Genomic DNA, 23,763 nt, shown 5'->3' on the forward strand with positions numbered 1-23,763 from the left:
CCACCTCCGATTCGCGGTATCAGGCGCGGCGATCGCACGCGCCTGCATGATTCTTCAATATGGCTTCACTCGACCGGCACCCGTCCTGGACGGCGCCGCTGAATCGGGTGCTGTTGCTTGAGCAGGGCCTGGCGCTGTTGCAGCTGGTCTCGCTCACGCAGGTATTGGATATCCCGTGCCTGGTTCAGCAACGCCGCCAGCGGCGCCTGGGTATCAATCACCATCAACTCGAACACCGCCTGCAACTGCTCGAACAGGCACGCCATGTCCGCGGCGGTGTAGAGCCCTGCATCGCACTTCAGGCCGAGGTAGATGCCCTGTGGCGCATTGACGAACTCGGCCACCAGGTCCAGCTCCGCCGCGGCCCTGCCGGCAGCCACCGGCTGCACGTCCAGGCCGTCGATCGACAAGGGCTGATCGAGGCTTTCCTGGTAGATGAACTTGATGCTGAACAACGGCGAGCGACCCGCGCGCCGGACCACTCGGAGCGCCTCCACCAGGCGCTCGAAAGGCAGGTCCTGGTGATCCGAGGCACCGATGACCGTGCTCCGTGTCACCTGCAGCAGATCGCTGACGCACTGTTGTTCCTCGACACTTATCTGCAATACCAGTTGGTTAACGAAGAAGCCCACCAGATCTTCAACGCCGGCGTGATTGCGGTTGGCGATATCGGTCCCCAGACGCACCCGCGAACTGTCGCTGCGCTGCCCCACCACCAGGGCAAAACCTGCCAGCAGCAGCATGTACAAGGTCACCCCCTGGGCACTGGCAAAGGCGCGCAGCGCCTCGCTCTGGGCCGCCGAAAAATGGAATTCGTGGAGATCGCACAAGGGTGACGGCGCCTGCCCTGGCTGCACCGTGGCACTGGCGGGCAAGCGCGTGAGGTGATGGTCATCGCCCAGGACATCACGCCAGTAATCGAGCTGGCGCTGCAGTTCACCGCCTTCGAGCCATTGCCGCTGCCAGACAGCAAAGTCCACGTAGTGCAGGGCCGGCTCCGGCAACGGGCTGGCCTTGGCGGTCCGATGAGCGTGATACAGGCTTACGAACTCGGTCGGCAGAATGCCGAACGACCAATGGTCGGCGACGATGTGGTGCAGGGTCATGAGCAGCAGGTGCCGTTGCGGCTCCAGCCGCAGCAGGCGTACACGCATCGGCGGACCGGCGATCAGGTCGAAGGGCTCCGCGGCTTGTTGCTGCAACTGCCGCTGGGCCATGGCCTCGCGCTCGGCCAAAGGCAAGGCGCACAGGTCATCGAACACGAACGACAGCGGCAGGTGGCGATGGACGTGCTGCCAGCTCTCGCCTTCGACCTCGCTGTAGGTGGTACGCAATACCGAATGCCGCTGCATCAGCGATTCGAAGGCTTGCCGCACTGCCTCGATGTCCAGTTCGCCACGCAACTCCAGGGCCCGGGCGATGTTGTACATCGAGCTCTGCGGCTCCAACTGCCAGAGGAACCACAAGCGCTGCTGGGCAAAGGACAACGGCTGTGGCCGCGAGTCATCCACCCGACACAAGGCCGGGGCCGCCTCCGGAGCCTCAGTGGCGCCCAGGGCGGCGACAAAGGCCTGCAGGTCGGGCGCATCGAACAGGGTTCGCAGCGCCGCCTGCAAGCCCAGCTCATGCCGCACCCGGCTGATGACCTGGGTGGCCAGCAACGAGTGCCCGCCCAGGGCGAAGAAGTTGTCCTGCAGGCCGACCCGCTCGACTTCGAGCACGCCCTGCCAGATCGCCGCCACCTGCTGCTGCAGTTTGCTGTGCGGGGCCACATAGGCTTGTTGCAAGGCACTCAAGTCCAGCTTGGGCAGGGCCTTGCGGTCCAGCTTGCCGTTCGGGTTGAGGGGCAGGCGCGGCAACAGCAGCACGTGGCTGGGCAACATGTAATCCGGCAGCGTTTCCTTGAGCCCGGCCTTGATCAGCGCGCAACGCTCGGCCTGTGCCTGAGCATCGCCCAGGCCGTCGTCGGTATCCCCAGGCAACGCAGAGGGCACCACATAGGCCACCAGTTGCATGCCGTTGTTGGCCGGCACGGCCAGCACCACCGCCTCACGCACATCTGGCCGAGCCGACAGGCGCGCCTCGATTTCCCCCAGTTCGATGCGGAAGCCGCGGATCTTCACCTGATGATCGATGCGGCCGATGTACTCGATCGCCCCTTGCGGGTTGTAACGCGCCAGGTCGCCACTGCGATACAGCCGGGCGCCGGGCTGACCGGCAAAGGGGTCGGGAATGAAGCGTTCGGCAGTCAGTCCCGGCCGGTCAAAATAACCCTGGGCCAGACTCGATGCAGAGCCGATGCACAGCTCCCCGGTGCCGCCTTCGGGCAGCAGATTGAGGTCGCCGTCGATGATCCGCAGGGCGCGGCCGATGATCGGCTGGCCGATCGGGATGCCGTAGACCTCGCTGGCATCCTGCTCCCGGCAGTCGTGGACACTGGAGACCACGGTGGCCTCGGTCGGGCCATAGGTATTGAGCAGGCGTACACCCCCAAGCCCAGCGGCGTGCCACAGGCGCAAGCCCTCCACCGACATCGCCTCGCCACCGACATGCACCTGGCGCAGGCGCCCCAGGCTGCGGATACCGTCGGCCATGCACTGCTTGGCCAGCAAGTGCCAGTAAGCCGCCGGCAGGTCAGCCAGGGTCACGCCCTGGCTGACGATCACCGCCGCCAGTTGCTCGACGGCCCAGGGCTCGTCGCCGCGCATCACCAGGGCCGCGCCGAGGCACAGGGCTGGGTAACACTGCTCGACGAAACCGTCGAAGCTGAAGGTGGCGAATTGCAGCACCTTGTCGGTAGCGGTGAGCGCCGAATAATCAGCCGCCGCTTCGCAGAACGCCGACAAGGCCCGGTGATCGATGGCCACGCCCTTGGGGACCCCGGTGGAGCCCGAGGTGTAGATCACATAGGCCAGGTCTTGCGGGCTGGCGCGGTTCTGCGGATCGGCGCCGGAGCAATGGCTCAAGCGTTGCGCCAGACTCGGTAGATCCCAATGCAGCACGCTGTCGGGCAGCAGCGGCGCGGCCCAGGTGCCGGTGTCGCTGAGCAGCAGGCTCAGGCGGCTGTCGGCAATCATGAACGCCAGGCGCTCTTGCGGGTATTGCGGGTCCAGGGGCACATAGGCCGCGCCACTCTTGAGCACCGCCAGCAGGCTGACGATCAGTTGCGGGCCGCGCTTGAGTGCCAGGCCGACCCGATCCCCCGGGCCAATCCCCTGGGCTTGCAGACAATGGGCCAGGCGGTTGGCCTGGGCGTTCAACTGGCCATAGTCCAGTGACTCGCCATCAACCACCAGCGCCAGCGCCTCGGGCGTGGCCGCCGCCTGCGCCGCGATCCGCTGGTGCACCAGCGGCGCCTGGGCGGGCACCACCTCGGCCAGCTGGCTGTGCTGCAGCAAGTCCTGGCGCGCCTGTTCGCTCAACAACTGCAAGCCCCCCAGGGCCGCGCCGGGATCGGCCATGAACTGCAGCAGCAAATGCCGCAGCTGGGCACAGAAGCCCTGGACCTGATCGGCACTGAAACGACTGCGGTCATAGCTGAAGTCCAGGCTCAGGTGCTCGCCCAACTCGATGCCCAGGGTCAGCGGATAGCTGGTCTGTTCGTGGTTGGCCAGGCCGGAGAATTGCAGCCCTGCCGGAGCCCCCTCCTTGAGGGCCTGGGCCACGGGGAAGTTCTCGAACACCAGCAGGCTGTCGAACAAGGGGGCGCCCTGGTGCCCGGCCCAACCCTGGATCTCGTAGAGCGGCACGTGCTCGTGTTCGCGCAGGCCCAGATTGAGCGCCTGCATCTGCTCCAGCCATTGCCCCACGCTGCACTGCGAACGTGGCTGGCAAATGATCGGCAAGGTGTTGATGAACAGCCCCAACTGCTGCTCGATACCCGGCAGCGGCGCCGAACGCCCCGCCACGGTGGCACCGAAGATTACGCACTGCTGCGCGCAGTACCGCTGCAGCAACAGCGCCCAGGCGGCTTGCAGCACGGTGTTGAGGGTGACCTTCTGCTGCCGGGCAAAGCTGCCCAGGCGCTGTGTCAGCGCCTGGTCGAACCCTTCCAGGTACTGCCCATGGCCGCTGCCCGACACCGGCCTGCGCACTCCGTCGGCGAGCAAGGTCGGCGAGTCCATGGCATGCAGGCGCTCGCTCCAGAACTGTTGTGCAGCCGGGGCCGACTGCTGCTGCAACCAGCCCAGGTAGTCGCGATAGCGGCCTTGGGGCGCCGGTAAGCGGGCCCCGCCGTACAACTGGATCACTTCGGCCAGCAGGCTGGCATTGCTCCAGCCATCGAGCAGCAGGTGGTGGCAGGTGTAGATCAGGTGCCAGTGGTTGTCGACGATGGGCACCAGCAGCAGGCGCAGCAAGGGCGCCCGGTCCAGCTCGAACCCCCGGGAACGCTCTTGCGCGGCCAATCGATCGAGATCCGCCGGGGCCGATGCCAAGACCTGCAACGGCACCTTGACCCGGTTCCTGACCAACTGATGGGCAGAGTCCAGCCCTTCCCAGTGCACGCTGCTGCGCAGGATCGGGTGGCGATCCAGGGCACTCTGCCAGGCATCGGCAAAACGCTGGGGATCAAGGCCGTGGATGTCCAGGCGCAACTGGTTGATGTACGCCTGTTCCTGGGGCTCGTAGAGGGTATGGAACAGCATGCCCTGCTGCATCGGCGTCAGCGGATACAGGTCCTCGATGGCGGCCGCCGGCACCGGCAGCGCGTCGAGCTGTTGCTGGGAGATGCGTGCCAGCGGGAAGTCCGAAGGCGTAGCCTGAGCCTGGTCCAGCCCGCAGCAGTGCTCGATCAGCAGGCGCAGCTCGGCGAGGTAGTCATCGGCCAGCTGCTGGATGCTGGCGTCGCTGAACATTTCCTCGCTGTAGCCCCACTGCAACGCCAGTTCGCCGCCGTAGACCTGGCCCTCCAGGGTCAACCAGTTGGCCAAGGGGGCCTGTGGGTCCTGGGCCTGCCCGCTGCTCTGGCTGGCCGGCGTCCACAACGCCTGCTCATCGAACTGGCGGTCGAACTGGCCCAGGTAGTTGAAGGTGATGCGTGGCTGCGGCAATGCCGCCAGCGCCTGACGCTGGGCCGGGCTGCCCAGGTAGCGCAGCAAGCCGTAGCCCAGCCCCTTGCCGGGGATCGCGCGCAACTGCTCCTTGATCCCCTTGATCGCGGCCCCGGCTTGCTCGGCTGGCTGCAGGCGCACCGGGTACAGGCTGGTGAACCAGCCCAGGGTGCGGGTCAGGTCCAGATCGTCGAACAGGTCCTCGCGGCCATGCCCTTCCAACTGGATCAGGGCCGAAGCCTGCCCGGTCCAGCGGCACAGTACGCGAGCCAGGGCGGTCAACAGCAGGTCGTTGACCTGGGTGCGATAGGCGCTCGCAGCCTGCTGCAGCAGTTTGCGGGTCAATCCCACATCCAGTCGCGACTCGATCTTGCGGCCATGACGGTTCTGCAGGCCGCCCGCCGGGTTGTCGCAGGGCAAGTCGCCGGCTCCGCTCTGCTGCGCCAGCCAGTACGCCAGTTCGGCCTCGCGCTGCGGCGCATGCTCCTGCAAACGCCGGGCCCAGGCCTGATAGGCGCTGGTCTTGGGCGGCAGTTGCACCGTCTGAGCCTCCGCCAACTGCCGGTAGGCCTGTTGCAGGTCCTCCAACAGCACCCGCCAGGACACCCCATCCACCACCAGGTGGTGGATCACCAGCAACAGTTGTTGGCGACCCGACTCGCGCTCCACCAGGACCGCGCGCACCAGCGGGCCGGCTTGCAGGTCCAGGCTGCGCTGGGCCTCGTCGCACACTGCCGCCAGGGCCTGGTCATGCTCGACCCGGCACTGCCACAGGTCGAAGTGGCTGGCAGGCTCGGCATAGGCCTGCTGCCAACCCTGCTGCGTGCCGACAAAGCGCAGGCGCAAGGCATCGTGATGATTGACCACCTGCAACAGCGCCGCCTGCAACAGCGCTGGCTGCAAGGGCTGGCGCGGGTCCAGCAGCAACGACTGGTTCCAGTGCCCCGGTCGAGGCACCTCCTGAGCCAGGAACCAGTGCTGTACCGGGGTCAACGGCACCTCACCGGTCACTGGTCCCTGGTCGATCTGCGGCTGATCGTCGAGGACCGCGACCTGGGCCAGGCTGCGCACGCTCTGGTACTGGAACAGGTCCCGGGGCGCCAGACGGACCCCGGCCTGACGGGCGCGACTGACCACCTGGATCGAGATGATCGAATCACCGCCAAGTTCAAAGAAATTATCGTCAAGACCCACTTGGGCCAGCCCCAGCACATCGCACCAGATGCCCGCCAGGGCCTTCTGCATGGCGCTTTCCGGGGCCACGTAGGCCAGTTGCGGCGCCGCCTCGGGCAGCGGCAAGGCCCTGCGATCGAGCTTGCCGTTGGCGGTCACCGGCAAGCGATCCAGGGCCAGCAGGTGATGGGGCACCATGTACTCCGGCAGGCTGCTGGCCAGCCAGGCCTTGAGTTCGTCGGTCCACCCCTGGGCCTGAGCCTGGGCCTGGGCGCCCTCTTGCAACACCAGATACGCCACCAGGTGCTTGGCGTTCTGCACCAGCACCACGGCCTCGCGCACGCTCGGGTGCTGCATCAGCCGGGCTTCGATTTCACCCAGCTCGATGCGCAGGCCCCGCAGCTTGACCTGATGGTCCAGGCGGCCCAGGTATTCGATCACCCCATCGGCCCGCTGGCGCACCCGGTCGCCGGTGCGATACAGCCGCGCCCCCTGGTGGAAGGGGCAAGGTACAAAGCGCTCGGCGGTCAGGGCCGGGCGCCGGTGATAACAGCGAGCCAGCCCGAGGCCGCCCAGATAGAGCTCACCGGCAACACCCGCCGGTACCGGTTGCAACTGGGCATCCAGAACATGGGTGCGCAGGTTGGCGATCGGCTGGCCGATCGGCACGCTGCTTGCGCCTTCGTCGACACAGGTCCAGTGGGTGACGTCGATTGCCGCCTCGGTCGGGCCGTAGAGGTTGTACAGGCCAGCGCCCGGCAATCGGGCGAAGACCTGCTGCTGGGCATCCAGGGGCAAGGCCTCGCCACTGCAGACGATGCGTTTGAGGCTGGCGCAGGCCGACACGCCCTGCTCATGGATGAAGGCCTGGAGCATCGAGGGCACAAAGTGCAGGGTGCTGATGCCGTGGTCGATGATGGTGTCGATCAGGCGCGCCGGCTCACGGTGAGCCCCCGGGGCCGCCACCACCAGCCGGGCACCGGTCATCAGCGGCCAGAAAAATTCCCAGACCGAGACGTCGAAACTGAACGGGGTTTTCTGCAGCACCGCGTCACTGGCGTCCAGGCCATAGGCCTGCTGCATCCAGTACAGACGGTTGACCAGCGCCGCGTGGCTGTTGCCCGCCCCCTTGGGCTTGCCGGTGGAACCCGAGGTGTAGATCACATAGGCCAGGTTCAGCGGGTCGACCAGCGTCTCCAGCGGGCCGCTGTCATAAGCCAGCAGCGCGTCCTGATCCTGGTCCAGAAGGATGACCTTGAGCGCCTCTTCATCGGCTTGGAAATCCAGCAGCGGCAGCAGCGAACGCTGGCTCAGCAAAAGGCGGATGCCGCTGTCCTCGATCATGTAGGCCAAGCGGTCCCGGGGGTATTCCGGGTCCAGGGGCACGTAGGCGCCACCGGCCTTGTGGATCGCCAGCAGGCCCACGACCATTTCGATGGAGCGTTCGATGCAGATGCCCACCAGCACATCCGCCGCCACACCCTGCTCACGCAGCAAGCGAGCCAGCCGATTGGCTCGGGCATCCAGTTCGGCGTAGCTCAGTTGCTGCTCGCCGAACACCAAGGCGCAGGCGTCGGGGGTACGCCGGACCTGAGCTTCGATCAGTTGCGGCATGCTCAACCCGGTGGGGTAAGCCTGCGCCGTAGCGTTCCAGTCGTGCACCAGGGTCTGGCGCTCCCGGGCATCGAGCATCGGCAACTCGCCGATGCGCTGCTCGGCATCCTCCAGCATGCCTTGCAGCAGCGCGGTCCAATGCCGCGCCATGCGCGCGATGGTGCCGGCGTCAAACAGATCATCGGCGTAGGTCAGGGCGGCGTGCAGCTTGCCGGACTTCTCGTAGGTGTCTAGGGTCAGGTCGAACTGGGTGGTGCGGCTCTGCCATTGCACCAGGCCCAGCTCCAGCCCGGACGCCGTCTGTACCGTGCTGATATCCGCCACCTGGGGCTGGTGGTTGTACATCACCTGGAACAGCGGTGTGTGGCTCAGGTTGCGCTCCAGCTTCAAGGCTTCAACCAGTTGCTCGAACGGCAGGTCCTGATGAGCCTGGGCACCCAGCGCCGCTTCTTTGACGGCCTGCAGCAGTTCGCTGACCCGGGTCTGGCCGGTGAGCTGGGTACGCAGCACCTGGGTGTTGACGAAAAAGCCGATCAGGCCTTCGACCTCGGCGCGGTTGCGGTTGGCGATGGGCACGCCGACGCGAATATCGCCCTGGCCGCTGTAACGGTGCAGCAGCACATTGAAGGCCCCGAGCAACAGCATGAACAGGGTGACGTTGTGCTGTTTGGCCAGGGCCCGCAGCTGCTCGGCCAGCTCCGGCGCCACGGCAAAGTCATAGCGGGTGCCACGGTAGCTGGGCATCGCCGGGCGTCCATGGTCAGTGGGCAGTTCCAGCACCGGATGCTCGCTCCCCAACTGCGCCTGCCAGTACTCCAGCTGCCGTGCCTGCTCCCCCGCCTCCAGCCAGCGCCGCTGCCACAGGGCATAGTCGCTGTACTGGATTGGCAACGCCGGCAGTTGCGGCTGATCACCCCGTTCGAAGGCGTCGTAGCAACGGATGAACTCGTCGATCAGCACGTTCATCGACCAGCCGTCAGAGACGATATGGTGCAAGGTCAGGAGCAACACATGCTCCTCGGCGGCCAGCCTGATCAGCTTGACCCGCAGCAACGGACCGGTTGCCAGGTCGAACGGCTGCAGCGACTGCTGCTGCGCCTGTGCCGCCACCGCCTGCTCCTGTTCCGATGCGTCGGTTGCACTCAGATCCAGGTATTGCACGGCCAGCTCGACCTCTGCCGCAGCCTGCTCCAGACGATCGTCGGCGTGGCGCTTGAACACCGTGCGCAGGGTCTCGTGGCGTGCCACCAGGGCGGCGAAGGCCTGCTCCAGCGCCTGGTGATTCAGCGCCCCCGTCAGGCGCACCGCCCCCGGTAGGTTGTAGGCGCCACTCTCGGGGTCCAGCTGCCACAGGAACCACATGCGCCGCTGCGCGTAGGACAGTTCCTGACGGTCCTCCACGGCCACATCGGCCGGGATTGGAAACAACGAAAAGTCGATATTTTCCGCCCGCAGACTATCGAGGAACAACCGGCGCTTCTCCAGCGGCAGCTCGATAAATCGGCGTGCAAGTTTCAGGGACTTTTCAGCGTTCATCTGGATTCATCCGTACATGTTGGGTATCGAGCGTTGGCTCGGCTATCCCTACGAAACGGATGGGCCTGGTGAAAAATTAACCCTCTGCGCGACAGGCAGATCAGGGCTTGCACGGTAAATTCCAGCGCTTGCGGCTCGTCAAATCAGGACCTTCCCCTTAATAAGGTCGCGATCATGTCCTCAGCCACTTCCCTGGCCAGCTCACTGGCAAATGGCTTGCGCAAGCTGGTAGGTGCCGGCGCCCAACAACCCCGGAGCTACCGGCTGATCAACGTCGAACTCAAGCAACGCATCGACCTCAGCCCCTCCATGACCCGCCTGGTGTTCGGCGGCGAGGACATCGCCCAGGCCCGCACCCTGGCCCCGGACCAGCGCATCAAGCTGCTGTTTCCCGGGGCCGACGGCACGTCTGCGCAATTGCCAGTGGACGGCGACTGGCAAGCGGCCCGGCGCCAGTTGCCGGCCGAGCAGCAGCCACCGATGCGCACTTACACCATTCGTGCCTTGCGCATGCAGCCGGCAGAGATGGATGTGGATTTCGTGCTGCACGGGGTCAACGGGCCGGCCTCCGCCTGGGCCACCCACGCCCGGCCCGGCGACCGCCTGCAGATGGTGGTGCCGAACAAGGCCTACAGCGGCGACCCCGGCGGTTATGAGTGGCTGCCGCCGGCGGGGATTGGCAAGGTGCTGCTGATGGGCGATGAAACCGCCCTGCCCGCCATCGCCGGGATTCTGGAGGAGTTGCAGGATTACCCGGATTACCCGGACGTGCAGGTGTTCATCGAGGTGCCCTACGAAAGCGACTGCATCGACCTGCGCTGCAATCCGCAGACCCGGGTCAACTGGCTGCCTCGGGACGTGCTCAATGCCCAACACGGTGAAACCCTGATCCATGCCGCCCGGGAGCTGGCCGAGCTGCCGCCGGCCAATAGCGGCCGACGGCCGCTCAAGGTTTCCGAGCGCCACGACGCGCAACGGCTTTGGGACACCGCAGCGCCGGCAGACAACCATTTCTATGCCTGGGTAGCCGGCGAGTCGGCGACGGTGATGAGCATCCGCCGCCACCTGATCAACGAGCGCGGCCAAGAGCGGCGCAACCTGACCCTGATGGGTTACTGGCGCCTGGGTATGTCCCTGGGTTGAGCCCACCAACCGCCCCCTATTCCCTATAGCCGCTGCCGAGCCCGCGAAGCTGCGCAAAGGCCCAAAGGGCCTTGCTTGGCGATCGCCAGTCGAACCTTTGGAGCCCTCAGGTTTTTGCGTCCCTGCGGGCCGTGCGCAGCCTGCGGCAGCGGCTACAGGAAGCCTGTCTGTAGCCGCTAGGAAAGCGCGGCTACCGGTTGCAGGTGGCGCCGGCGGTGCACTTCCAGATGGCCCTTGATCAGGCTCAGCACCTTGGTTTCCTGTTCGTGGATGAAGAAGTGCCCGCCCGCGAGCATGTCCACGGAGAAGCTGCCGCAGGTTTCCTGGCTCCAGCCAATCAGTTGTTCGGTGGTGGCGCGGTCGGTCGTGCCACCCAGCACATGCACCGGGCAATTGAGCAACGGGCGCTGCAGCGGACGAAAACGCCCGCACAGCAGGAAGTCGGCCCGCAGGATCGGCAAGGTCAGGCTCATCAGTTCCTGGTTGGCCAGCACCTCTTCGCTGGTGCCATTGAGGGTGCGCAGCTGCTCGATCAGCTGTTGGTCAGTCTTGGCCTCGGCAAACCCTCGGTCGTATTCGCTGCGCAAGGTCGGTGCCGCTGTCCCGGAAGCGAACAGCGCCACCGGTTCCGGACACCCCAGGGCGCGCAGGGCGTGGGCCAGCTCACAGGCCAGCAAGGCCCCCAGGCTGTGGCCGAACAGGGCATAGGGCGCGCGCAACGTGCTCTGGATTTCCCGGGCAAGCTGCATCGCCAGCACCCGCATGTCGGTGTGCAGGGGCTCGGTGTAACGGGCGCCGCGCCCGGGCAGTTCCACGGGTGTCAGGTGCAGCCACTGGGGCAGCTTGCGCCGCCAGCGGCTGTAGACCATGGCGCTGGCGCCGGAATACGGCAGGCACAGCAGGTTCAATTGGGTCACGGTTTATCCCTCGACAGATGATCTGTTAAGGAAACGCAGTGCAAGGCGGACAAATTAGGGCGCGCTCGCCCCCGGCAAGCGGACGGCAACCCATGGGCCGGCGCTAACCGGTTGTCTGCGCCGCAGCGTAAGCGTGGCGAGCCGGCCCAAGGTGCTCATAGCTGGAAGCGCTGGACCTGGCCATGCAGGTCTCCTGCCAGGCTCGCCAAGTGGTCGCTGACGCTGGAAGTCTGTGCCGCGCTGTCGACGTTGTGTGCCGCCACGTCGCGAATCGCCAGCAGATTCTGATCGACTTCCCGGGAAACCAGCGCCTGTTGCTCTGCGGTGCTGGCAATCGCCTGGTTCATTTCGTTGATCTGAACGATGCGCTCGGCAATCTGCGCCAGCACCCCGTCAGCCTCCAACGCCTTCGCGTTGCTGCGTTCGACGTACTCATTGTTCGCGACCATCGCCTGCACCGCCTCACGGCTGGTGGCCTGAACGGAAGTGATCATGCCTTCGATTTCCGCAGTGGAGCTCTGGGTGCGTTGCGCCAGCGCTCGGACTTCGTCGGCGACGACGGCAAACCCTCGCCCCTGCTCGCCTGCCCGGGCGGCCTCGATGGCCGCATTGAGGGCCAGCAGGTTGATCTGCTCGGCAATGGCGCGAATCACTTCCAGCACTCGGCTGATGGACAACACTTCATCGGCCAGCCGCGTGATGGTGCCCGACGTCGTCTGCAGCCGCTGTCCCAGCTGTTCGATGGTGAGGCAGGTCTGCCCCACCTGTTCACGCCCTGAACGGGCCTCGCGCTGCGCATCACGGGTGGAGTCGAAGGTCAGGTTGGCGTTGCGAGCGACCTGATCCACCGCCAGGGACATCTGGTTGACCGCTTTAGCGGCCAGCTCGATTTCCTGGTTCTGCTGGCTGATGCCCTGTTTGTTGCTGGTCGCGGTCACACGCAGCCCCTGGGCTTGCTTGTGCAATTGCGTAGCGGTGGCCTGAATCGCCTGCAAGGTATCGCGCAAGGTGTTCTGCATGCTCTGCAGCGACAGCTGGACCTGACTGATCTCGTCGCGACCGGCGACCTTCACCGGCTCACGCAAATCCCCCGAGGCGGTGCGGGCCACCGTCTTTTGCAGGCCGTCCAAGCGCTGGGTAATGCTGCGGCTGAGCAACCACGCAAAGCCGCCACCGCCACACAGGAGAATCAGCAGCAGTCCCCAGGTGAACAACACATTGTTCTCGTAGACCCGCTTGCCCTGTTCGTAACTGCGAGACGACTCTTGCAGTTGCACGGCAATCAGTTGATTGAAGTCCTCTGACAGCGGATCAATCACCGGATACAGTTCCTGGGCGGTGAACAGCGCCAAGCCGGCCTTGTCTTCGCTGCCGAGCAAGGTCTTGAGCTTGTGCAATGGCTGCTTGGCCTGGGCCATCAAGGGCTCGATGCGCTCGATCAGGCGCACCTCTTCATCGATCAGCAACGTGGCCTTGTAGGCCTTCCAGATGTCCGCGATCTGCTGCTCGGCCTCCTCCACCCGCTGCAGAGCTTCCTTGAATGACAAGCTGCCATTGCGGGCCTTGTGGCTGCTGTCCACGATATTCACCGCGTACAGATCAGCCACCTGCTTCAAGTCCCGCAAGGGCACCACACGATCCAGATAGACGCTGTTGAGCCGCCCCAGAACCCCCTCTACCCCCAGCAGACCCGAAACCCCTATCGCCAGGCTGCCCACCAGCATCAGAACGATAAGAACAATGAGCCGTGCTCGTATGCTGAAATAATTCATGTGCAATTCCCGGCCAGAAAAAACGCGGCCGCGACGCACAGGTCAGGCAACGTGGGGCAAGTATGGTCGGGAAATACCCACTTCGCCTGGCCGGATGAACGCACCGACCACGCTCAGGCGCACGCCAGCAGGAGGCGCCCACTCAGGCCACACGCTTGCTGGTGGTTTTGAGGCGACGTCGGATTCAGCTGACGTCGGACTCAGGTGGCATCCGGCTCAGGGGCATCGCGCATCAGGCGTCGATAGCTCTGCAACGCCGCCCCCAGCACCACCGCGCCGCCGCCCAGGGCCAGCCAGAAGCCGCTGCGGGCGCCGAAATGGTCCACCAGGAGCCCGGACCCCGCCGCCCCCAGGGCCACGCCAATGCTCAGGCCGGTGACCAGCCAGGTCAGGCCCTCGGTGAGCTTGGCCGGGGGCACGATGCGTTCCACCAGGGCCATGGCGACGATCAGGGTCGGGGAGAAAAACAGCCCGGCGACGAACACCGCCAGGGACAGGCCAAAGATGTTGCTCGCCCAGAGCAGCGGCAAGGTGGCCAGGGCCGTGGCGATACCGCCGTACATGAACAGCCGGGGCAAGGGCGTGGCCAGTTTCAGCGCGCCGAAGGCAATGCCCGCCAGGCACGAGCCGATGGCGTACACCGAGAGCACGACACTCGCCGCCGCCGGCTGCCCCTGGTGCTGGGCGAAGGCCACGCTGACCACATCCACCACGCCGACTATGGTGCCCATGGCCACCATCAACAGGATCAACAGGCGGATTTCAGCGGAGCGAATGATCGAGCCTGTATGCCCCTCCTCGTGGGGGTGCACCGGCGGCTCGGTGCTTTTCTGCATGACGAACACACTGACCCCCAGGGCCAGCATCAACAGCGCGGCCAGGGGCCCGGCCTCGGGGAACAGCCCCACGCACAGGCCCACCGACACCGGGGGACCGATGATGAAGCAGACCTCATCGAGCACCGATTCCAGGGCGTAGGCGGTCTGCAACTGCGGCTGGCCACGGTACAGCTCGGTCCAGCGGGCGCGGACCATGGCCGACATGCTGGGCATGCAGCCGGCCAGGGCGGCGCAGATGAACAGGGTCCAGTGCGGGGCCTGCAAACGCGTGCACAGCAGCAGGGCCAGCAAGGCACCGCCTCCAAGGCCCGCGGCCAGGGGCAGCACCCTGCCCTGGCCGAAGCGATCCACCCAGCGTGACACCTGGGGCGCGCAAAAGGCCGTGGCCAAGGCGAAGGTGGCCGCCACGGAACCGGCCAGGGCATAACCGCCATGGAGCTGCGCGAGCATGGTGATCAGGCCGATGCCGGTCATGGAGATCGGCATGCGCGCGATCATTCCGGCCAGGACGAACGCCCGGCTGCCGGGGGCCTTGAACAGTTCGCGATAGGGGTTTGCCATTTACAACGACTCCTTGGGGGGCTGCAACTTGCCACAAAGTGCTCGCGCAGTAGAAATACATACGCCGCGTATGTCAAAAATCATGTAAACATACGCTGCGTATGTCAACCCACCCTTTGTTGGAGAACTGTGATCATGAGCAGCCGCCCTCGCGCCGAGATGATCGAAGCCACCCGCGCCAGGCTGATTGCCAGCGCGCGCCAGGCCTTTGCCCGCCTGGGCTATGCCAAGACGTCCATGGACGACCTGACCGCCGAAGTCGGCCTGACCCGCGGCGCGCTGTATCACCACTTCGGTGACAAGCAGGGCCTGTTGGCGGCGGTGGTGGAGCAGATCGACGGGGAAATGGATCAACGCCTGGAGGCCATCTCCCGCGAGGTTGCCGATCCCTGGGAGGCTTTCTGCCAACGTTGCCAGGCCTATCTGGAGATGGCGCTGGAGCCGGAAATCCAACGCATCGTCCTGCAAGACGCACGGGCGGTGCTGGGGGACGTCACCCAGGCCGGCGAGGATCAGTGCATCGACACCCTTGGCGCCCTGCTGAGCCGGCTGATCCAGGAGCAGGTGATCGAACCGGCGTCGCCCCAGGCCCTGGCGCGATTGATCAACGGCAGCCTGGTGGAGGCAGCGCTGTGGATTGCCGCCGCCGAGCAGCCTGAGGCCCGCCTCGATGAGTCGCTGCAGGGGCTTGAGCTGCTGCTGCGCGGGCTGCGGCGGCAGCAACCGAACTGAACGCTCTGACACCCTGAGCCCGGCTCCGGTGCTGACCGAAGCGCTCAGCCCTTTGTGCCCGCCAGAAACGGAATTGGCCCCATGCCCGACTCTCCGATCATCGCCGTGATGATCCACGCCGCCGACTGGCGCGCCGCGACCCTGTGGTACGCCCAGGCCTTTCCCCAGGCCCGCCGGGTGCTGCACGAGCCGGATGATTTCGGCCATTTGCAGCTCGATGGCCTGTCCCTGGAAATCGTCCCCAGCGACGCCAAGGTGGTCCAGGGCCCGGCGGGCACAGTGGTGTATTGGCAGGTCAGCGACCTGTCCGCCGAGGTGCATCGCCTGGTGGCCCTGGGCGGGCACCTGTATCGCGGCCCCCTGGCCATCGAAGGCGGTGAATGGATCTGCCAGGTGCAGGACCCCTGGGGCAACTGCATTGGCCTGCGCCAGCCAGCGACGCTCGCCTGACGCGTTAACTGGCGGCACACTGACGAGCTTTTCACCCGAGCCCCAAGGAGAAACGGCATGCATCAGGTGCTGCTGATCATTGATGTGCAACCCTGTTTCAACCCACCGCCATGGCTGGTGGAAGGCATCAACGCACTGCTGGGACAGATGCCCTCGGTGGCCACGGTGGAACGCCATGATGAAAGCCGCACGCCCTTCGCCCGGCAACTGGGCTGGCAACCGGCGGCGGACGACCAGAGCCTGGTGGCCGCCGATAAGGTTTTCATCAAGCACGGCTATGGGCCAACGGCAGAGCTACTCGACTACCTGAAAAGCCTCTGTCCCGAACGCGTGCTGGTGTGCGGCATCCAGACCGACACCTGCGTGCTGGCCGCCGGCTTTGCCCTGTTCGATGCCGGATTGCAGCCGACCCTGCTCACCGACCTGACCGTGGGCTCATCCCTGGACCGCAGCGGCGGCCTGGGTATTGACCTGTGGCGGCATCACTTCAAGCACCTGATCCGCAGCGACGAACTGTAGAAGCCGGCGTGCCGGAAGCGATCTTGCGGGTGACACCACGCTAGAATCCGCACCTCGCCCCATCGTACCGACAAGGAAACCCCATGAGCCTGGACCTGCACCTTGAAGCCGACCAACGCCTGACTTCGGCGCTGCTCGGCCGTTTACTGCAAGGCTTCCCGGGCACCGAGGTGCACTGCCTGCCCGGCGCGGTCCAGGCCTGGTTCCCCTCAGGCCTGAGCCTGCACAGCGAAGACTCCAGCCTGGAACCCGAGATCCGCGCCGAAGAGCGCAAGGGCTGCGACTTCGCAGTCGGCCTGCGCTGCTACCTGCGGATCAAGAGCCCCGAACCCGAAGGCCACAGTTCTCTGGATGACACCCGCCGCTTACTGGAAGCCATCGCCCAGCACTGCGAGGCGCGATTCATCCTCTCGTTCCAATACGAATCCACCCTTTACTGGCGCGATGCTGACGGACTGTGTGAAGCCTGAGCCGCGAAAACACAATGGAGTGATTGCAGCCCGATGAAAAAACTCTTCGCCCTGCTTGCCCTGTTGTTCTGCAACCCCGCCTTGTGCGCCTCGTTCAGCGATTCGCCCGAAGCGCTGGTCCGGCAATTCATTGCCGACTATCAACAGTGGAGCGACAGGGCCAGTGCACGCCAAGCGGACAACGCGCCCATGCAATCGATGGATCTGGCGCAGCAGGAGTACGCCCGGTTGCTGGCCAAGTTCTGCCTGCCGGGCTTTCAGGGCCAGCCCATTGCCTTCAGTTCCCCGGCCAGCCACGGCACGGCGTATGAGCAGATCCTCTCCAGCAGCCGAACCGCGGATCGTGCGCTAGTGAAAACCCGGGCGATCAGCCCCGGCGAGGGCTTTGCCGCCGATTACCACTACCACCTGATCTTCAGCGGCCAGCGCTGGTACCTCAGCGAGGTGTTCTACGTCGACCAGGACGGCCAGTATGAGTCGCTCTAGATCAGCCGTAACCGTTTTGAGCTAGGGTGTTTCAAGCCACCGAACCCCGGAGCCACCATGCCCAGCTCAGCCTCCCTGCATCGGGTCACGACCCCCAGCCTGCACCTTGCCTATGAAGAACACGGCCCGGCCAACGCCGAACCGGTGATCCTGCTCCACGGTTTTCCCTACGACGTGCGGGCCTACGACGAGATCGCCCCGCCGCTGGCCGAGCGCGGCTATCGGGTCATCGTTCCCTACCTGCGGGGCTACGGCCCGACGCGCTTTGTCAGCGAGCAGATCATGCGCTCCGGGCAGCAGGCCGCCCTGGCCCGGGACCTGCTGGAGCTGATGGATGCACTGCACCTGCCCCAAGCCACCCTCGCCGGCTACGACTGGGGCGGTCGCGCCGCCTGCATCGTCGCCGCCCTGTGGCCGCAGCGGGTCAAGGGCCTGATGAGCGCCGACGGCTACAACATCCAGGACATCCCCGGGGCCTGCGAACCCAGGGCGCCAGAGATCGAGCACCGGTTGTGGTACCAGTACTACTTCAATACCCAGCGCGGGGTGGATGGGCTGACCGCCAATCGCCGGGCGTTCTGCGAGCTGTTGTGGCGCCAGTGGTCGCCGACCTGGAACCAGGGACCGCAGTGCTATGGCCTGAGCGCGCCGTCCTTCGACAACCCGGACTTTGTCGAAGTGGTGATCCATTCCTACCGCCATCGCTTCGGCTACGTACCCGGCGACCCCAGCCTGGAAAGCATCGAGCAGGCGTTGCAGGCACAACCGCCGATCCAGGTGCAGACCATCGCCCTCTGTGGCGCCGATGACGGGGTCGGCCCGGCCACCGAGCCGGACCCCGATATCGGCCTGTTCAGCGGGCCCTATCAGCGCAGGATCCTGCCCGGCGTCGGCCATAACCTGCCCCAGGAAGCCCCGCAAGCCACCCTCGACGCGCTGCTGGAGTTGCTCCAGAACGCCTGAGAAGAGCAGCAGGCTGCACGCCATGCCGGGGAAAAATCGGTACACTTCGCGCCTTTGATCCCCCCACAGGACATGGAATGTTACCCGCAACGACTTCCCCCCGGCCCGGCCTGCGCCGGGCCCTGGTGCTTTGGCTCTACGCTGTCGGCGCCGGCCATCTGCTGGTCGGACTGCTGCTGACCTGGGCCGGCCACAGCGGCCTGTTCAACGACTACCTGGCCAGCATCGAACAGGCCTTCTGGGGCGCCGCCGCACCGGCACCGGCCCGGGCCCAGCAGGTCTGGTGGCTGGGTCTGTTCGGCGCCACCCTGCAAAGCTATTCGTTGTACCTGCTGGGCCTAGTGCACCTGGGCAACCGCCTGCGGGCCCCGGCGGCCTGGGCCTGGCTGATGGCCGGGATTGTGCTGTGGGCGCCCCAGGACATGTGGCTCTCGTGGCAGATGAACATGACCGCGCACCTGTGGATCGACAGCTTCGCCCTGCTGGTGCTGCTGCCACCGTTACTGTGGCTGCAGCGCCACGACCGCCGTACCTCTCGTCTTCCCTCGTAAAAGGACTTCACCATCGTGGCTGATTTGCCAATCCTGCAGTGGGCCATCGCCCTGTTGCTCGCCCAGGGCGTGCTCGGCGCCCTGGACACGATCTACCATCACGAACTCACCGTGGCCCTGCCGCAACGCCACGGCGCGCGCAAGGAGCTGGCGATCCATGCCCTGCGCTCGTGCTTCTACGGCGTGCTGTTCATGGGCATCGCCCACCTGGCGTTCCAGGGCATCTGGGCCCTGGTGATCGCCGTGCTGTTCGCCCTGGAAATCGGCCTGACCCTGTGGGACTTCGTGGTCGAGGACCGCAGCCGCAAGCTGCCGGCCATCGAACGCATCATGCACACCGTGCTGGCGATCAATGCCGGGGCCTTCTTCGCCTTGTACGGCCTGCAACTGTTGGAATGGTCGCGCCTGCCCAGCGCCTTGAACCCCATCGATCTGGGTTGGCAAGGCTGGGCCCTGAGCCTGTTTGCCGTCGGCGTGACAGCGTCGGGCATTCGTGACGGCCTGGCGGCGTTGCGCTTGCAACGCCAGGGCCAGGGCGCCAATCCCTTTGCCGGTGGCCGCGGCAAACGGGTGCTGGTCACCGGTGGCACCGGCTTTATCGGTGAAACCCTGGTCAACCAACTGCTGGATGCCGGGCACACCGTCAGCGTGCTGGCCCGTGATCCGCTGCGCGCCGCCTACCTGTTCGACGGTCGTGCCCGCTGCTTGCGCTCGTTGAGCAAGCTGGGCCACGGCGAGGCCTTCGACGTGATCATCAATCTGGCCGGCGCCCCGGTGGCCGGGCCGCGCTGGTCGGCCAAGCGTCAAGCGCAACTGTTGGCCAGCCGGGTTGGCACCACCGAAGCCCTGCTCAACTGGCTGCAGCACGCCCAGCACAAGCCGGAGCTGTGGATCCAGGCGTCGGCCATCGGTTTCTACGGGGTGCGCGACGCCAGCCAGAGCCTGGATGAAAACGCCGAGCGCGGTGAAGGCTTCATGGCCGATCTGTGCGCGCGCTGGGAATCCTCGGCGGAACCGGCGACGCGCTTCGGCGTGCGCCAGGTGGTGCTGCGCTTAGGCATCGTGTTCGGTCCCGGCGGCGCCCTGAAACCTCTGCTGATGCCCTTTCATTTCGGCTTTGGCGGACGCATGGGCGATGGCCAGCAGATCATGAGCTGGGTGCACCGCGACGACGTGTTGCAGGTGATGGCCCGGGCGATGAACGACGCGTCCCTGTCCGGCACCTACAACATGGTGGCGCCGGAAGCGGTGAGCCAGGGCACCTTCGCCACCACCGTCGGCAAGGTGCTCAAGCGTCCGGTGTGGCTGCATGTGCCGGCCGCGCCGGTGCGGGCCCTGGCCGGGGAAATGGCCGAGCTGTTCTTCGACGGCCAGAAGGTGGTACCCGCGCGCCTGCTGCAGGCCGGCTACCGCTTCCGTTACCCGACCCTGGACGCCGCCCTGCGGGACCTGGCCTGAGCTGAGGAATGCCCATGAGCAAGCCCCTGTTGTACCTGCTGGCGGGCAATGGCAGCGCCGCCGATTGGTGGGACGATGCCCTGCCGCACTTTCAGCGCTATCAGGTGCAGCCTCTGGAGCTGCCGGGCTTTGGCGACAATCCGCTGCCTCCTTGCAATGACCTCGCTGAGTACGCCGAGGCCCTGCTGGGCATGACCGAGCCGGGCCAGGGGATTGTCGCGGTGGGGGTCAGCGCGTTGATCGTGCTGCACGCCTTGCAACGCCGCCCCGGGCATTTCTCGCGCAGTGTGCTGCTGTCGCCGGTAGGGGCCTTTCTCTGGCAACGGCGCCTGCCGGCGCTGATGTCGCCGCTGCCGGCGCGCCTGCTGATTCATGGCTTGCTCAGCCATAAACCGACCTTGTTCGCCGGTAAATTCTCGCGCCAGCCGTGGACGCCGCAGCAGTACCTGCGCATGGGCTCGGGCTACGCCCGTTGCCGGGCTTTCGTGCCCCTGTGGGAACAGCTGCGGGCCGACACCGCGCTGCCGCTGCTGGAGTGGATCAAGGACCCGGTGCAACTGGTCTGGGGCGACCAGGACCGACTGCTGGGGATGGCCCAGGCTGCGGCCTGGTCGGCGATCCTGGCTCGGGCCGACCTGCGGATCAGCCTCAAGCCGGGCTGGGGCCATTACCCCTGGATCGATGCGCCGGCGGCGTTCGTCGACTGGCTGGAGTCCGGCGACCCGGGTTTTGTCGCCCACACCAAGGGCGGCCGCCTGCGTCTGGCGGAACTGGCCGGGCAGCCAGTGCCCAGCGCACTGTCCCTGGACAGCGCCGGCGACCCGCGCCTGCCGGCCCTGCTCGCCAGCCAGCCGGAGGCCCTGTGGGCGGTGCGCTCTTCCAGCTACGGCGAGGATCAGGCCGACTCGGCCAATGCCGGGCTGAGCACCACTTACCTGCGGGTCCCCCGGGATCAGGTGGCAGCGCGCATCGGTGAGTTGCGGGACGCCGGCGTCGAGGAAGTGGTGGTGCAGCGCTTCATCCAGCCGACCCTGTCGGGGATCGCCTTCGTGCGTCATCTCGCGGTGGAGCTGGAGTGGGTCGAAGGCCATCTGGAAAGCCTCGCCGACGGTCAGGTCAGCCCCCAGCGGGCGGTGCTGTCGCGTCTGGGCAGTGCCTGGGAAAGTGGCCACTTCGCCAGCACCCAGGGACTCGACGCCAGTGCCTTGTGGGACTTCCTGCAAGGGGTGCTGAAGGTCTTCCACTATGTGCCCGGCGATGTGGAGTGGGCCTGGGACGGCCAGCAACTCTGGCTGCTGCAATACCGACCCATCAGCGACTACGGCTGGCGCCGGCACCTGACCGCGGCCAATATCGCCGAAATCCTGCCGCCGCAACCCAGCCGCCTCGTCGAGTACGGCCAGCGCCGGGCAGCGGCGAGCATCCCGGCGATCATGGCCCGCTGGGACAGCCGAGTGCTGCAGGACAACGAACCCTTCACCGCGGTGTTCGGCGGCGCCTCCTATATCAACAACGACCTGTTCCTGGCGCGCCTGGCCGATTGGGGCCTGCCCTCCTCCAGCTACGCCGGGGAAGTCGGTGGCGCCACCCCGGAGCTGCCCCTGCGCCCGCTGCGGCTGCTGCGCTCGCTGCCGCGTTTCCTGCGCATGCAGCACGTCGCACGAGGCCATCTGCTGACCCTGGAACGCGGCCTGCGGCGCTTCGATGACGAGTTGGCGCAGTTGCACCAGAGCGCTGCCGATGGCCAACAACTGGCGGACTGGTTCAGCCGTTTCTATGTGTTCGTGGTGCAGGGCAACCTGTGCATCGCCACCGCCCTGGCCAGCAGCGGCGGCGCGCTGTTGGGGCGCCCGCCCACCGCCTACGACAACCTGGACAACAGCCCCCATCGCCTGCCCTGGGAAACCGACCCCGGCACCCCACGCCCGCCCTGCACCGAATTGCCACTGCAGGCTTTCCCGCACTGGAGCCCGGCCATCACCCTGGCCCATCGCCTGGGTTTGCCGGGCATGCGCGGCTTCTACCTGCAAGTGCGCGAGTGGTACCGGGACAACCTGATGCGGATCTTTTTCCGCCTGCACCACGCCGTGCCCGAGGCCGATCGCGACTACTGGTTCGCCCCCCACGAGCATCCGCGCAGCCGCGGCGGCAGCTTCTGGCAGGACGGCCGCGAAGGCAGCGAGCAGGCCGCGGGCTTCATGATCTATCCGGGGCAGGTACAGGGCGTCTTGGGGGTCGATATCCTCCTGGAGGACACCCTCGATCCCGGGCGCCACGCTCACTACCAAGCGGCCCGGGCCGTGATCGCGCGCATGGGTGGGCGCCTGTCCCACGGCTCCACGCTACTGCGGGAACTGCGCAAGCCGTCGGCGGTGCTGCCGCAAGTGGACCCGGCCTGGGTCGGCCGCGAAGTGCTGTATAGCGACGGCCAGCTGAGCCTGGTCGAAGGCTGAACCGCGCGCCCCGGGCTCAGGCCTGCTCGGTGCTGGCAAAACGTTCGCGGTAGGCCTGGGGCGTCACCCCCAGGGCTCGCAGCAGGCTGCGGCGCAGGGTCTCTTCACTGCCAAAACCGCATTGGGCGGCGATGCGCTTGATCGGCAGGCCGGTATCGGCCAGCAGGCGCCGGGCGGTTTCCACGCGGATCAGTTCGATGGCTCGGGCCGGGGTCTGGCCGGTGTCGGCGCGGTAGTGACGGACGAAGCTGCGCTCGCTCATGCCCGCCTGCTGGGCCAGGATCGGCAAGGTCAGTTCGCGACTGAGATTCTCGGCAATCCAGGCGTGCAGCCCATCGAAACGCCCGCCCTTGTTTTGCAGCGACAGGGTCACGCTGAACTGCGACTGGCCGCCCGGGCGCTTGAGAAACACCACCAGTTGCCGGGCCACATCCAGCGCCGCCTCGCGCCCCAGGTCGGCCTCCACCAGGGCCAGGGCCAGGTCGATACCGGCGGTGACTCCGGCCGAGGTCCATACCGGGCCATCGTTGATGAAGATCGGATTGGGCTCCACCCGCAGCTGCGGGTATTGCTCGGCCAGTTGATCGCAGCGGGTCCAGTGGGTCACCACCCGGCGCCCGTCCAGCCAGCCACTGGCGGCCAGCAAAAAAGCGCCAGTGCAGACCGAGGCCACCCGCCGCGAGACCGTTGCGCGCCGGGCGACCCAGGCCACCAACTGCGGGTCCCGAGCCGCCTCGTAGACACCCCAACCGCCGGCAATGATCAAGGTGTCGCAGGCCACCTCCGGCGCCGGCAGGGCCTCGGCCAGCAGCGCCAGCCCCGATGAGCTCAGGGTCGCCCCGCCCGGGTTGGCAATGACCCGAGGGTTGTAGGGCAAGGGCAAGCCCAGGCCACGGGCCCGGTCATTGGCCGAGGCAAACACCTGCAACGGGCCGGTGACATCCAGCAACTGAGCATTGGCAAAGGCCAGGACAAACACGTTTTTCGCGGAGCTGGACATGATTGGCGTAAATCGAGGGCAGGTTGGCGTATGCGCCAAATCCTAGAACGCTAGAGTCAAGCCGTCCACCCCACC

15 protein-coding genes and 1 pseudogene are annotated in these 23,763 nt (G+C 66.2%); 10 read left to right on the plus strand and 6 right to left on the minus strand.

Translation table 11 applies throughout. The features are described 5' to 3' along the window. Nucleotides 1-65 precede the first annotated feature (65 nt). Nucleotides 66-9,374 (minus strand): amino acid adenylation domain-containing protein, encoded by a 9,309-nt coding sequence (locus PFZ56_RS25840; RefSeq protein WP_394304511.1) that lies wholly within the window; start codon nucleotides 9,372-9,374, stop codon nucleotides 66-68. A 174-nt stretch (nucleotides 9,375-9,548) separates the two neighbouring features. On the opposite strand from PFZ56_RS25840, the gene PFZ56_RS25845 reads away from it, so the two are divergent. Next, on the plus strand, nucleotides 9,549-10,517 hold the full coding sequence (locus PFZ56_RS25845) for a siderophore-interacting protein (RefSeq protein WP_170003238.1): 969 nt from the start codon (nucleotides 9,549-9,551) through the stop codon (nucleotides 10,515-10,517). A 176-nt stretch (nucleotides 10,518-10,693) separates the two neighbouring features. Here PFZ56_RS25845 and PFZ56_RS25850 read toward each other — a convergent pair whose 3' ends face one another. The 4 genes and pseudogenes from PFZ56_RS25850 to PFZ56_RS25865 all read right to left on the minus strand — a co-directional run bounded on the left by PFZ56_RS25850 (nucleotide 10,694) and on the right by PFZ56_RS25865 (nucleotide 14,606). After that, the gene (locus PFZ56_RS25850; RefSeq protein ID WP_102880135.1) at nucleotides 10,694-11,434 is read right to left on the minus strand and encodes a thioesterase II family protein; all 741 of its coding nucleotides are present in this window, start codon (nucleotides 11,432-11,434) and stop codon (nucleotides 10,694-10,696) included. A gap of 155 nt (nucleotides 11,435-11,589) precedes the next feature. Continuing rightward, nucleotides 11,590-12,453: a methyl-accepting chemotaxis protein gene (locus PFZ56_RS25855; RefSeq protein WP_372342513.1), complete on the minus strand. Its 864-nt coding sequence runs from the start codon at nucleotides 12,451-12,453 to the stop codon at nucleotides 11,590-11,592. 39 nt (nucleotides 12,454-12,492) lie between these two features. After that, nucleotides 12,493-13,206 (minus strand): annotated as a pseudogene (locus tag PFZ56_RS25860) (MCP four helix bundle domain-containing protein); the annotation flags it as partial. A 200-nt stretch (nucleotides 13,207-13,406) separates the two neighbouring features. After that, on the minus strand, nucleotides 13,407-14,606 hold the full coding sequence (locus tag PFZ56_RS25865) for an MFS transporter (RefSeq protein WP_110597166.1): 1,200 nt from the start codon (nucleotides 14,604-14,606) through the stop codon (nucleotides 13,407-13,409). Nucleotides 14,607-14,741: 135 nt separating this feature from the next. On the opposite strand from PFZ56_RS25865, the gene PFZ56_RS25870 reads away from it, so the two are divergent. From PFZ56_RS25870 to PFZ56_RS25910, 9 genes are all read left to right on the plus strand, one after another. After that, entirely contained in the window at nucleotides 14,742-15,338 is a 597-nt protein-coding gene (locus PFZ56_RS25870; protein ID WP_123393822.1) for a TetR/AcrR family transcriptional regulator, read from the plus strand. 81 nt (nucleotides 15,339-15,419) lie between these two features. Next, a complete protein-coding gene (locus PFZ56_RS25875) occupies nucleotides 15,420-15,788 on the plus strand; it encodes a VOC family protein (RefSeq protein ID WP_170003236.1) in 369 nt (122 codons plus the stop codon). A gap of 57 nt (nucleotides 15,789-15,845) precedes the next feature. Next, a complete protein-coding gene (locus PFZ56_RS25880) occupies nucleotides 15,846-16,307 on the plus strand; it encodes a cysteine hydrolase family protein (RefSeq protein ID WP_110597163.1) in 462 nt (153 codons plus the stop codon). 83 nt (nucleotides 16,308-16,390) lie between these two features. Next, nucleotides 16,391-16,777, plus strand: a complete 387-nt coding sequence (locus PFZ56_RS25885) for a hypothetical protein (RefSeq protein WP_170003234.1) — start codon at nucleotides 16,391-16,393, stop codon at nucleotides 16,775-16,777. Nucleotides 16,778-16,810: 33 nt separating this feature from the next. After that, entirely contained in the window at nucleotides 16,811-17,263 is a 453-nt protein-coding gene (locus tag PFZ56_RS25890; RefSeq protein WP_159892243.1) for a hypothetical protein, read from the plus strand. Nucleotides 17,264-17,320: 57 nt separating this feature from the next. Next, the gene (locus PFZ56_RS25895) at nucleotides 17,321-18,226 is read left to right on the plus strand and encodes an alpha/beta fold hydrolase (RefSeq protein WP_170003232.1); all 906 of its coding nucleotides are present in this window, start codon (nucleotides 17,321-17,323) and stop codon (nucleotides 18,224-18,226) included. Nucleotides 18,227-18,303: 77 nt separating this feature from the next. Further along, nucleotides 18,304-18,777: a hypothetical protein gene (locus tag PFZ56_RS25900; RefSeq protein ID WP_170003230.1), complete on the plus strand. Its 474-nt coding sequence runs from the start codon at nucleotides 18,304-18,306 to the stop codon at nucleotides 18,775-18,777. Nucleotides 18,778-18,792: 15 nt separating this feature from the next. Beyond that, nucleotides 18,793-20,235, plus strand: coding sequence for a TIGR01777 family oxidoreductase (locus PFZ56_RS25905; RefSeq protein WP_170003228.1), 1,443 nt, complete (start codon nucleotides 18,793-18,795; stop codon nucleotides 20,233-20,235). A gap of 14 nt (nucleotides 20,236-20,249) precedes the next feature. Beyond that, nucleotides 20,250-22,688 carry an alpha/beta fold hydrolase gene (locus PFZ56_RS25910; protein WP_394304512.1) on the plus strand — a complete coding sequence of 813 codons (2,439 nt, stop codon included), beginning with the start codon at nucleotides 20,250-20,252 and terminating at the stop codon, nucleotides 22,686-22,688. Nucleotides 22,689-22,704: 16 nt separating this feature from the next. Here the strand turns inward: PFZ56_RS25910 and PFZ56_RS25915 are convergent, their stop codons facing one another. Then, the gene (locus PFZ56_RS25915) at nucleotides 22,705-23,688 is read right to left on the minus strand and encodes a GlxA family transcriptional regulator (protein WP_102880126.1); all 984 of its coding nucleotides are present in this window, start codon (nucleotides 23,686-23,688) and stop codon (nucleotides 22,705-22,707) included. Nucleotides 23,689-23,763: the final 75 nt, after the last annotated feature.

The sequence above is a fragment of the Pseudomonas danubii genome, assembly GCF_042980055.1.
Lineage (GTDB): Bacteria > Pseudomonadota > Gammaproteobacteria > Pseudomonadales > Pseudomonadaceae > Aquipseudomonas > Aquipseudomonas danubii.

What these genes read in the sequence shown, in the direction of transcription:
- PFZ56_RS25840 (WP_394304511.1), bottom strand. Translation starts at nt 9,374, where the DNA reads ATGAACGCTGAAAAGTCCCTGAAACTTGCACGCCGATTTATCGAGCTG.
- PFZ56_RS25845 (WP_170003238.1), top strand. Translation starts at nt 9,549, where the DNA reads ATGTCCTCAGCCACTTCCCTGGCCAGCTCACTGGCAAATGGCTTGCGC.
- PFZ56_RS25855 (WP_372342513.1), bottom strand. Translation starts at nt 12,453, where the DNA reads ATGCAGAACACCTTGCGCGATACCTTGCAGGCGATTCAGGCCACCGCT.
- PFZ56_RS25865 (WP_110597166.1), bottom strand. Translation starts at nt 14,606, where the DNA reads ATGGCAAACCCCTATCGCGAACTGTTCAAGGCCCCCGGCAGCCGGGCG.
- PFZ56_RS25870 (WP_123393822.1), top strand. Translation starts at nt 14,742, where the DNA reads ATGAGCAGCCGCCCTCGCGCCGAGATGATCGAAGCCACCCGCGCCAGG.
- PFZ56_RS25875 (WP_170003236.1), top strand. Translation starts at nt 15,420, where the DNA reads ATGCCCGACTCTCCGATCATCGCCGTGATGATCCACGCCGCCGACTGG.
- PFZ56_RS25880 (WP_110597163.1), top strand. Translation starts at nt 15,846, where the DNA reads ATGCATCAGGTGCTGCTGATCATTGATGTGCAACCCTGTTTCAACCCA.
- PFZ56_RS25885 (WP_170003234.1), top strand. Translation starts at nt 16,391, where the DNA reads ATGAGCCTGGACCTGCACCTTGAAGCCGACCAACGCCTGACTTCGGCG.
- PFZ56_RS25890 (WP_159892243.1), top strand. Translation starts at nt 16,811, where the DNA reads ATGAAAAAACTCTTCGCCCTGCTTGCCCTGTTGTTCTGCAACCCCGCC.
- PFZ56_RS25895 (WP_170003232.1), top strand. Translation starts at nt 17,321, where the DNA reads ATGCCCAGCTCAGCCTCCCTGCATCGGGTCACGACCCCCAGCCTGCAC.
- PFZ56_RS25900 (WP_170003230.1), top strand. Translation starts at nt 18,304, where the DNA reads ATGTTACCCGCAACGACTTCCCCCCGGCCCGGCCTGCGCCGGGCCCTG.
- PFZ56_RS25910 (WP_394304512.1), top strand. Translation starts at nt 20,250, where the DNA reads ATGAGCAAGCCCCTGTTGTACCTGCTGGCGGGCAATGGCAGCGCCGCC.
- PFZ56_RS25915 (WP_102880126.1), bottom strand. Translation starts at nt 23,688, where the DNA reads ATGTCCAGCTCCGCGAAAAACGTGTTTGTCCTGGCCTTTGCCAATGCT.